Source organism: Gracilibacillus sp. HCP3S3_G5_2, from assembly GCF_052063305.1.
In the GTDB taxonomy this organism is placed as follows: domain Bacteria; phylum Bacillota; class Bacilli; order Bacillales; family Amphibacillaceae; genus Gracilibacillus.
In genome coordinates this window covers 173,803-188,331 of record NZ_JBQHXU010000003.1, presented here as the reverse complement: position 1 = coordinate 188,331, position 14,529 = coordinate 173,803, and the positions used below count along the sequence as shown (strand labels likewise).

Genomic DNA, 14,529 nt, shown 5'->3' with positions numbered 1-14,529 from the left:
AGGAGTATGGAGGATGAAATTATTATTGCAACGGGCAAAGAAAGCTTCTGTTACAGTAAATGATGAAGTAGTTGGACGAATAGAAAATGGGTATGTAGCTTTGGTTGGTGTTTCTCATGAGGATAAAGAAGCAGACGTTGATTACCTCGTCAACAAAACGATACATTTACGTGTATTTGAAGATGAAAATAAAAAAATGAACTTGTCGCTGAAAGATATTGAGGGAAGTGTCCTTTCTATCTCGCAATTCACACTCTATGGAGATGCACGAAAAGGGAGAAGGCCAAATTTCATGCAGGCAGCTAAGCCGGAACATGCCGAAAAACTCTATGAGCTTTACAATCAAAAACTTAGAGAAGAGGGCATTCATGTGGAAACTGGCCAATTTGGTGCCGAGATGAATGTTTCCTTGACAAATAACGGGCCGGTTACGATGATTATCGAAAGTGAAAGAAAAACGAACGGAGAATAAGGCAAATAAATCGTGTTGACTGAAGTCAACACGATTTTCTTCATTTTTCGAAGATCCCTAAGCTACGGTTTGATTTAATGTGAAGTTAGCCCTGCAATTTCCACTTTCTTCAGAACTTGAATGGGAGGAACTTGTTTCCTAAAATGAACGGTCTTAGTACTAAAAAGAAACTATACTTATCTGAAGTATAGTTCTAATCCTTTTACAATTCCTCTACCCACTGCTTCAAGATGTGCTCTCGATTGTATATTTTTTTCCTCTGCTTGATTGGAAATAAAACCTAGTTCCAATAATAATGATGGACGATGGTTAATCCGTAATACTTGTAAATCCCGTTGTAGAACTCCACGATCATTCATACCTGTTTCATTAATTATTTCATTATGTACATATTCGGCTAGTTTTTCATCTCGTTCAGATAAGTAATAAGTGTCAATCCCTCGAACTTCTGGTAACTCAGGGGTACTATTATAATGAATACTGAGATACACATCTGCTTGAATAAGGTTAGCGTATGACGTTCTGCTGGTTAGTGGTACATATCGATTGTCGCTTCTGGTCAAAAAAACTACCGCTTCATGCTCTTCCAGTTTTTCACGGATTACATTTGCTGTTTGTAAGGTGTAGTGACTTTCATAACCACCAGATGCACCAATAGCACCTACATCTCTTCCTCCATGTCCCGGATCTAATATAATTTTCTTACCAGCAAGACTATTGTTAGTACGCTTGTTAACTGCTTCATTTTTTGAAGGAGGATCAATATTCTCGGCATCATTTTGAGGTGTCTCTTCCGGCTTATTAACTTCAGAAATTGCAGCTTCACTGGTGTTTTCTTGATTTCTAGCAGGTGCTGATTCTTCTATAATGGCGAAGTAGTCCTGATGGATCCACCCTTGATTCTCGCCTAAATCTATTTTAGTCCACTCACCTGATTCCTCGAGAATGGGATATCTTTCTGTTGCGTTAACTTGTGTAATAACATCATAATCAGTTCCAGGCCCACTTCTTACGTTTAAATTATCTCCTTCAATTTGGGCATCTTTTGCATAAATTAACAAAGAAACTGAAAAAATACATATAAAGCTAATGATGGTTAGGAGTAATATTTTTCTTTTCACATTGGTACAGCTCCTTTGATAGATGATCACTATTATATTACCGAAATTACATGAAAAAGTAAAAGGAGGATGGATTAAGATGCACACACATTACAAGCTCAATAGGAAAACAGCTACTAATCACCAGTTTACGAAAAATATCCACCAATTTAATGAATTGCAATCACGGAATTACCAGACAGAAATTGCAGCTCAATTTGACATTCCTCTGCATTCTACTCAAAAAATAGCGAAAAACCGTAAACAAACTTGACAAAAACAATGAGGAACGATTATGATATAAGAAATTCAAAAGATCTGAATAGATATAGCCGGTGAAGGAAAGAGTAACAGAGAAACAGTAGGAAAGAGAGAGAATTCCCGTGGCTGAAAGAATTCTTACTAATTGACTCTTGTGAAAGACATTCCGGAGGCTTTGTGCCGAAACTAGAGTAGGTATGAACGTATGCAGGCGTTAACTGTTTGAGTGGGAGTAGAAATACTTCAACTAGGGTGGCAACACGGGTAATCTCTCGTCCCTTTTTTGGGATGGGAGTTTTTTAATGCTTAAAAACAAGAATATGTAAGGGGGAGATCTAATGAAAGCACCAAGAGGTACACAGGATCTATTACCTGGTGTGACTAAAAAATGGCAATATGTTGAAGAGAAATTGAAGGAATTAAGCAAAAATTACCACTATGAAGAAATTCGCACACCAATTTTTGAACATACAGAATTATTTCAACGTGGAGTCGGTGATACAACAGATATTGTTCAAAGAGAAATGTATACATTCTTAGATAAAGGTGATCGTAGCATTACCTTAAGACCGGAAGGGACAGCATCAGTAGTTCGTTCATATGTGGAACATAAATTGTTTGGTTCACCAAATCAGCCGACAAAACTATTTTATATCGGACCAATGTTCCGCTACGAAAGACCCCAACAAGGTAGAATGCGGCAATTTGTCCAATATGGTGTAGAAGCATTAGGCAGTGCTGATCCGGCGATAGATGCTGAAGTGATTTCACTTGCAATGAATGCTTATCGGTCTTTAGGGTTACACTCATTAAAGCTTGTCATTAACAGCCTTGGAGACCAAGAAAGCAGGGAAAAACATCGCCAAGCACTGATTGATCACTTTACACCTGTAAAAGAAGAGCTGTGCAGTGACTGTCAGACTCGTTTGATACAAAACCCTTTACGTGTTTTAGATTGTAAGAAGGATCGCAATCATCCAAAAATGCAAGATGCACCATCGATTTTAGATTACTTAAATGATGAATCAAAAGCTTACTTTGAAAAGGTAAAGGCATACTTAGATGCAATGAATATAGCATATGAGGTAGACCCCAATTTAGTACGTGGTTTGGATTACTATAATCATACTGCCTTTGAAATAATGAGTGATGCAGAAGGATTCGGAGCAATTACGACATTGTCTGGTGGCGGTCGGTATAATGGACTTGTCCAAGAATTAGGAGGTCCTGAAACACCAGGTATAGGATTTGCACTTAGTATAGAACGACTTTTAATGGCATTAGAAGCAGAAGGAGTGGAACTGCCAATTGACAGCCAACTAGATTGTTATGTCGTGTCATTAGGTGAAGAAGCCAATTTAAAAGCTGCAGCAATCATTAATGAGTTACGACAAGCGGGTGTCCAGGTGGATAAAGACTATCAAGGCAAAAAATTCAAAGGCCAATTTAAAGCAGCCGACCGTTTACAAGCAAAATACGTATTGGTTCTTGGTGAAGATGAATTAGCAAATAATCAAATTTCCGTTAAAAACATGGAAACAGGTGATCAAGAAACGATTGCCTTGGATCAATTAACCACACACATGAAAGAGATTGTATAAGGGGGATAATCATGCGTACTTTAGCAGGTACTTTACGTAAAGAACACGTGAATCAAGAAGTTACACTAAAAGGTTGGGTACAAAAACGTCGTGACCTTGGCGAGATTATTTTTATTGATTTGCGTGACCGTTCAGGTGTTGTCCAAATCGTATTTAATGCAGAATACGGAAAGGAAACACATGCGATTGGCGATAGTGTTCGTAGTGAATATGTGATTGAAGTAAAAGGAAAAGTGATCGAAAGAGATGATGAAACCAAAAATGCTAAAATTGACACCGGGGATATTGAAGTTATCGTTAGTGACATCCATGTGTTAAATGAGGCTAAAACACCTCCGTTTACGCTTACAGATGAGATTGATGTATCTGAAGATATTCGATTAAAATACCGTTATTTAGATTTGCGCCGAGAGGTAATGCAAGATACATTTAAATTACGTCACCAGGCAACACAATCGATTCGTGCGTTTTTAAACAGTGAAGACTTTTTGGAAATGGAAACACCAATGCTGACAAAAAGTACTCCTGAAGGCGCCCGTGACTATTTAGTACCTAGTCGCGTACATGAAGGTTACTTTTATGCATTACCACAATCACCACAATTGTTTAAACAATTATTAATGGTTGCTGGTTTTGAAAAATATTATCAATTTGCTCGCTGTTTCCGTGACGAAGATTTACGTGCAGATCGTCAACCGGAATTTACCCAAATCGATATTGAAACATCCTTCATGTCGATGGAGGATATAATAGAGATGACGGAACGCATGATGAAAAAAGTAATGAAAGATGTCAAAGGAATCGACATTAGCCTTCCGTTCCAGCGTATACCATATGATGAGGCGATGGAACGCTTTGGTTCTGATAAACCTGATGTCCGTTTCGAGATGGAATTAGTAAACCTATCAGAGGTGGTCAAAGAATCTGGCTTTAAAGTGTTTCGTCAAGCTGTGGAAAATGGTGGAAAAGTAAGTGCTATTAATTTAAAAGGGAAAGCAGACCATTACTCACGTAAAGATCTTGACAATATGACAGATTTTGCGAAAATTTATGGTGCGAAAGGTTTAGCTTGGCTAAAAGTAGAAGAAGAAGCTTTAGTAGGACCGATTGCGAAATTCTTCTCTAGTGAAGAGCAAGCACAATTCCGTAGTATGCTTGATGCTAAGACGGGAGATATCTTGTTCTTTGTAGCCGACAAAAAACAGGTTGTGTATGACACATTAGGTGCATTACGATTGAAGCTGGCTAAAGAGCATCATTTAATTGATGAAAGCAAATTTGCCTTTTTATGGGTTACCGATTGGCCATTGTTAGAATATGATGAGGAAGAAGGGCGCTATCATGCAGCACACCATCCATTCACCATGCCATTTGAATCGGATTTTGACAAGTTGGAAACAGACCCTGGAGCCGTTCGTGCACAAGCCTATGACCTCGTTTTAAATGGATATGAACTAGGAGGAGGTTCACTTCGTATCTACCAACGTGACATGCAAAACCAAATGTTTAAAAAACTTGGATTCACGGAAGAAGAAGCGGAATCACAATTTGGTTTTTTACTAGATGCCTTAGAATACGGAGCACCACCACATGGAGGGATTGCATTTGGATTTGACCGGTTAGTGATGTTGCTTGCAGGTCGCACCAATTTACGTGATACCATCTTGTTCCCGAAAACAGCGTCAGCTTCAGATCCGATGACAGAAGCACCGAGTGCAGTCGATAGCAAACAATTAGGTGAGTTGCATTTAAAATTAAAGTAATTGTAAAGAATTGTTAAAATCCTGTAATCTAATGCGCTTGAATTCCAAATTTCGATATGCTATTATTTACTTAACAATAAAAACAAATCCTGATGTGTTCGTCAGATTATTGACGTTTTGACCGAACACCAATAACATAGGGAGCCTGGTGTTCTTATATGGGGTGCATGCCACTTTACTTACTTGATAAAACAGTGGAAGCATGAAGTATAGGACAGGGCACCCACCTGCTAGGAGCGGGGATCAAAACATCATCACTACGACGGCACAATTGGGATTGTCGATTAAATGGAAAGGCACATCATTTTTATGATGTGCCTTTTTTGATCGCTCATTTAACGTACCGATTGTAACAAAAAAATGACTAACGAAAACAAAGACAGCTTCTTTTTAGGATAGCTGCCTTCTCTTTATTATTTTGCTACTTGTTCTAAGTTTCCGTTCTTATCCATTCGGAATTTAGGGATAGGTCGTGATTCCTCTTCTTCAAACACTACCATCTTTCTAGCACGTTCGACGATTTGCATAAAAGCCTGATAATCTTCCTTCATTGTCTTTAATTCATTTTCTAACTCTTTGGCTCTTTTTTGTTCCTTTTCTATTTGGGTTTTTAATTGTTCATTTTCTTGCACTAGTTTTTGTTGACTGGCTTTTGAAGATTGTGCTAGCTTCTGTTCTTTCTTTAAATATTGTAAGTATCGAATAACTTGATCAAGATTTATACTGTAAGCTTCCTGATAGGATTCTGTTACAGTAGAAGCAGTATTCTCAGGTTGTTCGTGATGAGCATTCCAATTCAACATAGAATATACTTCTTCTTCAATTGTTCTATTTGTCTCGGTTTCTTGTTGACTAGCTTGTACACTAGGTGGTGAATAAACATTATTTTGATTTGCAAATGCTCTTTTCCTATCTTTTCGTTGTTTTTTGGCAATCTGAACAGCTTGTTCATAGTTTTGTCGTACTTCCGCATTCCATCTGAATCCACAGGCAGCAGAAGTTCGGTTAAGTTTATCGCCGACTTCATCGAAAGCTTTTAACTGTGTACTCCCTTCACGGATATGTCGTAATACTGTTTCTGCTAATAATAGGTCATCTTCATGTGACCATGCATCCTGACGTACTTTCGCCATGTATGTTCACTCCTTGTTTGATTCTGGCATTTTTTAATAGATAGTTAAGTAAAATTGAGATCTCTAGCGCCCAACCTAGTGCCCTACATTCTCGTCTTCGTAAGATAAGTCATCTTTAGTTTCTACTCCATGGTGATTCCCTTATCTCCAACCTAATCATGATCGATTAAATGCTCACCTTGTGTGCTACTTTAATCCACCTGTATTGTAAGAAGTTCAGGCAACTTGTTGTTGATCGGGCGTTTTTCGCTTATCTAATAGATTGATAATCGTACGAATAGATTAACTTATTTGCTATTTTGACCAGAAAAGGAGTGATTTAAACACTATTTTTTCATTTTTTGATATATTTGTTGTAAACTTTTTTCAAACTTACCTGTATCCTTAGGATGATAGTATTGCTTATGCTTGATTTTATCAGGCAAATATTGTTGCTTGACCCAACCGCCATCATAGGCATGCGGGTATTTATAGTCAACGCCACGACCAAGCGCTGTTGCCCCTTTATAATGTGCATCCTTTAAATGGGCAGGGATTTCTCCTGAATCACCCTTGCGAATATCCGCTAGTGCTGCATCCAATGCCGTGTATGCACTGTTAGATTTTGGAGACAAGCATAACTCAACAATGGCCACTGATAAAGGAATACGAGCTTCTGGAAAGCCGACACGTTCTGCTGTCTCAACAGCAGCTAACGTTCTTGGACCCGCTTGTGGATTCGCAAGACCGATATCTTCATAGGCGCATACCAGCATTCTTCTTGCTATACTTTCTAAGTCACCTGCTTCAATCAATCTCCCTAGATAATGTAATGCGGCATCAACATCACTTCCACGTATTGATTTTTGAAAAGCTGATAATACATCATAATGAGCGTCTCCTCCTTTATCATGGGAGAAACTCTTTTTTTGCATACATGCTTCAGCATTTGCTAAATCAATCACGATTTTTTCGTCATTACGTGGTGTGGAGTAGGCAGCTAATTCAAGTCCGTTTAACGCTGCACGTAAATCCCCATTACAGGCATTGGCAAAGTGTTCTTTCGCTTCTTGTTCGACAACAAGCGGCATCCCACCTAAACCATTTTCTTGATCAGCAATCGCTCGGTCTAATGCTTCCATTATATCTGAAGGTTCCAAGCGAAATAATTCAAAAATATGAGAGCGGCTTCTGATCGCTGGGTTAATGGAATGATAAGGATTAGCTGTTGTACAACCGATTAGTGTGATCAAATTGGACTCCACATGTGGTAAAAGAAAGTCTTGCTTTGCTTTATCGAGTCGGTGTACCTCATCTAAGATAACAACCAGCTGTCCTGACATTTTTGCCTCTTCTACAGCTATTTGCATATCCTTCTTTTTATCTATTGCGGCATTTAACAGTTTAAAGCGTATGCCTAAACTATTAGCAATTCCAATCGCCATGGACGTTTTTCCTGTACCAGGTGGTCCATATAATACCATAGAGTGAAGACGGTTTGCGTCAACCATTCTTCTGATCATTTGACCTTCCGCGACTAAATGCTGTTGTCCAATTACTTCATCTATATTTTTTGGCCTCATCCGAAAAGCAAGAGGTTGTTTCGTCATTTGTTTACATCCTTTCTATTACTTATGGAGCAAGCAACTTGACATTTTTTAGCTGCTTTCTTAATATAGGCAAGTACTGATACTAGTTTTTGCAAATACTATTATCTATGAAAAGTTTAACAGATACCTTTAGCAAGTAAACTGCTATGAATTGTTCTGCAATAAGTATATCATTCATGCTATAATAACTACTAATGACGAACTTTGTATATAGTTATTTTGAAGGGGAAAAATGAGGTGTAACCATGAAAATATCGACTAAAGGGAGATATGGACTGACAATTATGATCGAGTTGGCGAAAAATAACGGCAACGGTCCTATGTCACTAAAAAGTATTGCGAAAGAAAATAACTTATCGGAGCACTATTTAGAACAGCTAGTTGCCCCGTTGAGAAATGCGAGCTTAGTGAAGAGTATTCGTGGCGCATATGGCGGTTACGTACTTGCAAAAGAACCAAATGAGATTACCGCTGGCGACATTATCAGAATATTAGAAGGCCCGATCACGCCAGTTGAAGGAATTGAAGATGAGGAGCCAGCAAAGCAGGAACTTTGGATAAGAATTCGTGATGCGGTCAAAGATGTTCTTGATACAACCACATTAGAGGATTTGTCTACCTATGGAGAAAAAGGCGTGCAGGATCCTTACATGTTCTACATTTAAAGAAAAGAGTTGAAAGTTAATGAAAGCTATCTATTTAGATCATGCAGCGACAACACCGGTGCATCCGAAAGTTGCAGAAGCAATGACAGAAAGCTTACAAGAGAATTTTGGTAATCCTTCCAGTATTCACTCTTTTGGACGTAAAGCAAGGCAAGTTTTAGACAAAGCAAGAACAGTTGCAGCTCGTTCCATTAACGCTTCCGAGAAAGATATAGTGTTTACAAGTGGGGGAACAGAAGCGGATAATATGGCAATTACCGGTGTTGCTTATGCAAATCATTCTAATGGGAAGCATATTATCACAACAAAAATAGAGCACCATGCAACATTACACACTGTTGAGAATCTTGAAAAACAGGGCTTTGAAGCAACATATTTAGAAGTGAATGAACATGGTGTTATCGATCTTGATCAATTGAAAAATGCTTTACGTGAGGATACAATATTAGTCACTATTATGATGGTTAATAATGAAACAGGTGTCATTCAGCCTATTGCGGAAATTGGCGAACTGTTAGCAGAACACCAAGCTTATTTCCATACCGATGCTGTACAGGCTTATGGTCTTCTGCCAATTGATGTCGAACAGCTAAAAGTGGATTTATTAACTGTCTCTTCTCATAAGATAAATGGTCCAAAAGGGTTAGGATTCTTATATGTTCATCCTGATGTAACGTTACAAGCATTACAGCATGGAGGAGAACAAGAACGAAAGCGTCGACCTGGTACAGAAAATGTTGCCGCAATTGCTGGTTTTACGGAGGCAATTCAACTTGCACAAACTGAAAGGGAACAAAGATATCAGCAGTACCAAGAGTACCGTGATCGCTTTTTACAAATACTTCGTGACCAAGCTGTTGATTTTTCAATAAATGGGGAAAAAGGTGAACGAGTACCTAATATCATTAATATCAGCTTCCCGGGAACTAATGTCGAAGCCTTACTAACCAATTTTGATTTAAGTGGTGTGGCTGCATCCAGTGGAAGTGCTTGTACTGCAGGGTCTGTAGAGCCTTCACATGTTTTAAGTGCAATGTTTACGGAAAATAGCAGCTGTACTACTAATTCGATTCGTTTCAGCTTCGGACTTGCTAATAATCAGGAAAATGTAACAAAAGCAGCTGAGAAAGTTGCCACAATAGTCAAAAGACTTACCAAATAAGGTGGTGAAAACATGAAAAAAAATGAAGATACACGTGTAGTTGTCGGTATGAGTGGTGGAGTCGATTCTTCCGTAACGGCCCTTTTGTTAAAAGAACAAGGATATGATGTAGTCGGTATTTTTATGAAAAACTGGGATGATACTGACGAATTTGGTGTGTGTACCGCAACAGAGGATTTCGATGATGTTGTTCGTGTATGTAACCAATTGGATATCCCTTATTATGCTGTCAACTTTGAGAAACAATATTGGGATAAAGTATTTACTTATTTTTTAGATGAATATAAAGCAGGTAGAACACCGAATCCTGATGTAATGTGTAATAAAGAAATTAAATTCAAAGCATTTCTAGACCATGCCCTGTCCCTTGGCGCAGATTACGTGGCAACAGGACATTATGCACAAGTAAGACGTGATGGTGATCGCGTTGAAATGCTACGTGGTGTGGACGATAATAAAGATCAAACGTACTTCTTAAATCAATTATCCGAAGATGTTTTAAAAAGGGTTATGTTTCCGCTGGGAGACTTGCCCAAAACAGAGGTTCGCAAAATTGCCAAAGAAAACGGATTGGCTACTGCGAACAAAAGAGACAGTACCGGAATCTGCTTTATAGGCGAACGTAACTTCAAAGAATTTCTCAGTGAATATTTACCCGCTCAACCAGGTAAAATTATGACACTTGACGGTGAAGTAAAAGGTGAGCATGATGGCCTAATGTACTACACGATCGGGCAACGTCAAGGACTTGGTATCGGTGGGCCAGGTGGTCCATGGTTTGTAGTTGGTAAAAACTTAGAAGATAATGTGCTGTATGTTGGAGCAGATTACCATAATGATGCATTATATTCTGACGCATTAATTGCAACGGATATCAACTGGATTAATGAAGCACCTTCAGATGTCTTTCATTGTACAGCAAAATTCCGTTACCGCCAAAATGATAATGGCGTAACCGTCTATCCGAACGAAGACGGCACTGCAAAAGTAGTATTTGATAACCCGGAACGTGCGATTACACCAGGGCAAGCAGTTGTCTTTTACCAGGATGAAGTCTGCTTGGGCGGTGGTACGATCAATGAGATTATAAAAGATGATAAATATTTAGATTATGTAGGATGATTATGGAGGGGCAGCATGCTAACGTGCTGTCCCTTTTCTCTTAAAAAAAGGTTGAAGGACAAAACAAGGGTCCATCCTTCAAAAAGTGTCCATCATAAGCGAGATGAAGGACAAAACAAGGGTCCATCCTTGAAAAGTGTCCATCATAAGCGAGATGAAGGACAAAACAAGGGTCCATCCTTGAAAAGTGTCCATCATAAGCGAGATGAAGGACAAAACAAGAGTCTAACCTTGGAAAGTGTCCATCATAAGCGAGATGAAGGACAAAACAAGAGTCTAACCTTGAAAAGTGTTCATCATAAGCGAGATGAAGGACAAAACAAGTGTCCATCCTTGAAAAGTGTCCATCATAAGCGAGATGAAGGACAAAACAAGGGTCCATCACTTTCATTACCATTAAACACACTGGCAGACTGTGCTTGCACACTAATTCCTACTTAAGCTACAATAACATCAGGAGGTTTTGACATGACAGAAATCGATCAAGGGATTCAGTATATGAAAGAAGGGAAACTGGAGGAAGCAGCGCAATATTTCACGGAAGCTATTGAAAAAAATCCAGAGGATCCCGTACATTATATTAACTTTGGCAATCTACTTTTACATATGAAAGATTATCAGCGAGCGGAACGCTTTTACCTAAAAGCAACGGAGCTTGATAATCAAGCAGCGACAGCACACTATGGGTTGGGTAATGTACACTTTGAACAGGATCATTACGATTCAGCAAAGGAATATTTTCAGAAAGCAATCAGTCTTGGTTTAGAAGAAGCAGATCCATACTTTATGTTAGGAATGAGCTTTTTATATGATGAACAATTCAAACTATCACTACCATATCTTCAACGGGCAAGTGAATTAAGTCCTGAAGACGTTGATGTTCAGTTCCAATATGGGTTGGCATTAGCTCAGACAGAACAACTTGACGCTGCTAAAGCTACTTTCGAAAAAGTATTAGAACTCCAACAAGAACATAGTGATGCGCATTATAATTTAGGTGTTATTGCTTTATATGATGAAAATATTGATTTGGCTTTGAAGCATTTTAACCAGGCATTAGCTATTCAACCTGATCACCTATTAGCCGGGAATGGAAAAAAGCAAATTGAAAAAATGTTCGAAGAAAACGAGTAAAGAAAGGAGGTCTTTGTAATGGAAAATAGTCATACTGTTGAACAAAAAAGCTTTATTAAAGGGGAAATGATTCATACTATCTTCGAAAATAAAGAGGAGCATTTTTCCATTGCAAAGATCAAGATACTCGAAACCAACCAACAATTTGATGAAACAGAAGTTGTTGTGAAAGGGTACTTCAGGCGTTTAGATCCGGGTGAAACATACGAATTTTATGGACGGGTTGTCGAACACAAACGATTTGGCCGTCAGTTCCAGGTCGAAAGCTATCAACGTTTTCTCCCAGAGTCAAAAGAAGGTGTAATTGCTTATCTATCAAGTGATCTATTTTCTGGTATCGGAAAAAAAACAGCAGAACGTATTGTGGATACCTTAGGAGAATCTGCGCTATCACAGATTTTAAATGACCAATCGGTACTAGCTCAAGTAAAAGGATTAGCAAAAGATAAGCAAGAAAAGATTTATCAAATACTTCATGAAAATCAAGGGTTCGAGCATATTGTCATTGAATTATCAAAGTATGGTTTTGGTTTGAAAATGGCACAAAAAATGTATTCAGCTTTTAAAGAAGAGACTTTAGAGACATTACAGACCAATCCTTATGCGTTTGTCTTTGAGGTTGAAGGCTTTGGTTTTATACGTGCAGACCAAATGGCAAAGGAGAATAATATTCCGATAGATCATCCGACAAGACTGCAGGCAGCATGTATTTATATTTTACAGAATAGTATTCAAGATGGGCATGTTTATTTACCACTTGATCAACTACTGTATGAAATGGACCAATTATTAGATGACGAAACTAATCGAATTGATGCCGAAAAGATGACAAGTGAAATTGTCGAGTTAAATAAAGAAAAACAAATTATTGTTACTGATAAAAAAGTTTACTTACCATCACTTTATTACTCAGAAACTGGTTTTTGTGCCCAAGTTAAACGAATTGCTGACAAAAAAATAGAGCGAGCATTTACTGATGCAGAATTATTAAAAATAGTAGGTGCTATTGAGGAAGAAGAAGCATTAAGCTATGGAAGAGAACAATACCAAGCATTAGAAACAGCTTTATCGGAGAAAATTTTCATCCTAACTGGTGGACCGGGAACAGGAAAAACTACTGTTATTAAAGGAATAATTAATGCGTATGCAGAGATACATGATCTATCATTAGATCGAGATGATTATAAAGAGGACGAAGAATATCCATTCGTGCTAACTGCACCAACTGGTCGTGCAGCTAAACGGATGAAAGAGTCTACGGGAATTGACAGTGTAACGATTCACCGTCTATTAGGCTGGGATGGCCATGAAACATTTGATAAAGATGAAAATAATAAGTTAGAAGGAAAAATTCTCGTAATAGATGAGTTTTCCATGGTAGACATTTGGCTTGCTTATCAGCTATTTCGAGCAATTCCAGAAGACATGCAAGTTGTAATTGTAGGCGATGAAGATCAACTTCCTTCCGTTGGACCAGGTCAAGTACTTGCTGACCTCTTAAAAAGTAATGTTGTTTCATCTGTTTCACTTAAGGAGGTATACCGACAAAAGGAAGGATCTAAGATTATACAGCTTGCACATGAAATTAAAAATAATAAAGTCCAGCCTGACAACCTAACGAAAGCTAACGATTTTAATTTTCTTTCATGTCCAGATTATCAGGTTGTTGATATTGTGACACAAATAGTAAAAAAAGCATATGACAAAGGGGTGGATCTTCGCCAAATTCAAGTGTTGGCACCTATGTATCGTTCTAAAGCAGGTATTCATCGATTGAATGAAGAGCTGCAAGCAGTAATCAACCCACCACAACAAGGTAAGAGAGAAATGCGTTTCGGAGATACTGTTTTTCGAAAAGGGGACAAAGTGATTCAGCTTGTTAACCAACCTGAAGATGGTGTATTTAATGGTGATATAGGGGAAGTTGTCGCCATATTTGAAAAAGATGAAAATGTTGAACAAGAGGAACAAGTGGTCGTAAGTTTCGATGACAAAGAGGTTGCTTATGTGAAGGCAGACCTAATGAATCTAATGCATGCTTATTGTACCTCTATTCACAAATCACAGGGTAGTGAATTTCAAATTGTAATCATGCCAATTATCCCGGGGTATAACCGGATGCTACGAAAAAATTTAATTTACACAGGAATTACGCGTGCTAAACAATCCCTTGTTATATGTGGTGATAAGTCAGCCTTTTTGCGTGGGGTACAAACAGAAGATACCAATCAGCGATATACATCTCTTGTTACGTTTTTGCATGAATTATTTCAAGTAAAAGATATAAAAGAAATAGCCGAAGAGGAAGACGAATCTAATCTAACAGCAGATGAACGTTTGCTTGCTGTAGAAGTAGAACAAGAAGTCTTTTCTCCGTATGATTTTATGGAGTAAAATGAACTATGATTCAACGGGTAATTTTTCCATTTCTCGTAAGTTGATGAACATCGTTTATAGACTCAAAAAGAGATGGATTCCATCTCTTTTTTTTTTGCTAAAACCGTTCCTGCTTTGAAAGTAACAATGG

Annotated in this window: 13 protein-coding genes, 1 other RNA gene and 1 other annotated feature; of the genes, 11 read left to right on the top strand and 3 right to left on the bottom strand. The window is 38.2% G+C overall.

The annotated features are described in order from the left end of the window. The first annotated feature begins 13 nt into the window (after positions 1-13). Entirely contained in the window at positions 14-472 is a 459-nt protein-coding gene (gene dtd, locus ACTNEP_RS05935; RefSeq protein ID WP_441160822.1) for a D-aminoacyl-tRNA deacylase, read from the top strand. Between the two features lie 176 nt (positions 473-648). On the opposite strand, the gene ACTNEP_RS05930 is transcribed toward dtd, so the two are convergent. Next, on the bottom strand, positions 649-1,593 hold the full coding sequence (locus ACTNEP_RS05930; protein WP_441160821.1) for an N-acetylmuramoyl-L-alanine amidase: 945 nt from the start codon (positions 1,591-1,593) through the stop codon (positions 649-651). Between the two features lie 79 nt (positions 1,594-1,672). Here ACTNEP_RS05930 and ACTNEP_RS05925 point away from each other — a divergent pair, with 79 nt between their 5' ends. The 4 genes from ACTNEP_RS05925 to ssrS all read left to right on the top strand — a co-directional run bounded on the left by ACTNEP_RS05925 (position 1,673) and on the right by ssrS (position 5,479). Then, on the top strand, positions 1,673-1,846 hold the full coding sequence (locus ACTNEP_RS05925) for a hypothetical protein (RefSeq protein ID WP_441160820.1): 174 nt from the start codon (positions 1,673-1,675) through the stop codon (positions 1,844-1,846). Positions 1,847-1,898: 52 nt separating this feature from the next. Next, positions 1,899-2,116: a binding site (T-box leader), on the top strand. 55 nt (positions 2,117-2,171) lie between these two features. Next, positions 2,172-3,434, top strand: coding sequence for a histidine--tRNA ligase (gene hisS / locus ACTNEP_RS05920; RefSeq protein ID WP_441160819.1), 1,263 nt, complete (start codon positions 2,172-2,174; stop codon positions 3,432-3,434). 11 nt (positions 3,435-3,445) lie between these two features. After that, entirely contained in the window at positions 3,446-5,197 is a 1,752-nt protein-coding gene (aspS, locus tag ACTNEP_RS05915) for an aspartate--tRNA ligase (RefSeq protein WP_441160817.1), read from the top strand. Positions 5,198-5,280: 83 nt separating this feature from the next. Beyond that, positions 5,281-5,479: non-coding RNA, 6S RNA (gene ssrS / locus ACTNEP_RS05910), on the top strand. Between the two features lie 131 nt (positions 5,480-5,610). On the opposite strand, the gene ACTNEP_RS05905 is transcribed toward ssrS, so the two are convergent. Together ACTNEP_RS05905 and ACTNEP_RS05900 are read right to left on the bottom strand one after the other, a co-directional pair. Continuing rightward, positions 5,611-6,330, bottom strand: a complete 720-nt coding sequence (locus ACTNEP_RS05905) for an RsfA family transcriptional regulator (protein WP_441160815.1) — start codon at positions 6,328-6,330, stop codon at positions 5,611-5,613. A gap of 326 nt (positions 6,331-6,656) precedes the next feature. Next, positions 6,657-7,919 carry a replication-associated recombination protein A gene (locus ACTNEP_RS05900; protein WP_441160814.1) on the bottom strand — a complete coding sequence of 421 codons (1,263 nt, stop codon included), beginning with the start codon at positions 7,917-7,919 and terminating at the stop codon, positions 6,657-6,659. Positions 7,920-8,164: 245 nt separating this feature from the next. On the opposite strand from ACTNEP_RS05900, the gene cymR reads away from it, so the two are divergent. The 6 genes from cymR to recD2 are packed head-to-tail and all read left to right on the top strand — an operon-like array spanning position 8,165 to position 14,396. Continuing rightward, a complete protein-coding gene (cymR, locus tag ACTNEP_RS05895) occupies positions 8,165-8,584 on the top strand; it encodes a cysteine metabolism transcriptional regulator CymR (protein WP_441160813.1) in 420 nt (139 codons plus the stop codon). 19 nt (positions 8,585-8,603) lie between these two features. Further along, positions 8,604-9,746, top strand: a complete 1,143-nt coding sequence (locus ACTNEP_RS05890; RefSeq protein ID WP_441160811.1) for a cysteine desulfurase family protein — start codon at positions 8,604-8,606, stop codon at positions 9,744-9,746. Positions 9,747-9,758: 12 nt separating this feature from the next. After that, a complete protein-coding gene (gene mnmA / locus ACTNEP_RS05885; RefSeq protein WP_441160810.1) occupies positions 9,759-10,868 on the top strand; it encodes a tRNA 2-thiouridine(34) synthase MnmA in 1,110 nt (369 codons plus the stop codon). Positions 10,869-10,883: 15 nt separating this feature from the next. Further along, complete coding sequence (locus ACTNEP_RS05880) at positions 10,884-11,309, top strand: hypothetical protein (RefSeq protein ID WP_441160809.1); 426 nt, start codon at positions 10,884-10,886, stop codon at positions 11,307-11,309. Between the two features lie 27 nt (positions 11,310-11,336). Then, positions 11,337-12,002 carry a tetratricopeptide repeat protein gene (locus ACTNEP_RS05875; protein ID WP_441160808.1) on the top strand — a complete coding sequence of 222 codons (666 nt, stop codon included), beginning with the start codon at positions 11,337-11,339 and terminating at the stop codon, positions 12,000-12,002. Positions 12,003-12,020: 18 nt separating this feature from the next. Next, entirely contained in the window at positions 12,021-14,396 is a 2,376-nt protein-coding gene (gene recD2, locus ACTNEP_RS05870; protein WP_441160807.1) for an SF1B family DNA helicase RecD2, read from the top strand. The last annotated feature ends 133 nt before the right edge of the window (positions 14,397-14,529 follow it).

Coding starts and splice junctions, on each gene's coding strand:
- dtd (WP_441160822.1), top strand. CDS start 14: ATGAAATTATTATTGCAACGGGCAAAGAAAGCTTCTGTTACAGTAAAT.
- ACTNEP_RS05925 (WP_441160820.1), top strand. CDS start 1,673: ATGCACACACATTACAAGCTCAATAGGAAAACAGCTACTAATCACCAG.
- hisS (WP_441160819.1), top strand. CDS start 2,172: ATGAAAGCACCAAGAGGTACACAGGATCTATTACCTGGTGTGACTAAA.
- aspS (WP_441160817.1), top strand. CDS start 3,446: ATGCGTACTTTAGCAGGTACTTTACGTAAAGAACACGTGAATCAAGAA.
- ACTNEP_RS05905 (WP_441160815.1), bottom strand. CDS start 6,330: ATGGCGAAAGTACGTCAGGATGCATGGTCACATGAAGATGACCTATTA.
- ACTNEP_RS05900 (WP_441160814.1), bottom strand. CDS start 7,919: ATGACGAAACAACCTCTTGCTTTTCGGATGAGGCCAAAAAATATAGAT.
- cymR (WP_441160813.1), top strand. CDS start 8,165: ATGAAAATATCGACTAAAGGGAGATATGGACTGACAATTATGATCGAG.
- ACTNEP_RS05890 (WP_441160811.1), top strand. CDS start 8,604: ATGAAAGCTATCTATTTAGATCATGCAGCGACAACACCGGTGCATCCG.
- mnmA (WP_441160810.1), top strand. CDS start 9,759: ATGAAAAAAAATGAAGATACACGTGTAGTTGTCGGTATGAGTGGTGGA.
- ACTNEP_RS05880 (WP_441160809.1), top strand. CDS start 10,884: ATGCTAACGTGCTGTCCCTTTTCTCTTAAAAAAAGGTTGAAGGACAAA.
- ACTNEP_RS05875 (WP_441160808.1), top strand. CDS start 11,337: ATGACAGAAATCGATCAAGGGATTCAGTATATGAAAGAAGGGAAACTG.
- recD2 (WP_441160807.1), top strand. CDS start 12,021: ATGGAAAATAGTCATACTGTTGAACAAAAAAGCTTTATTAAAGGGGAA.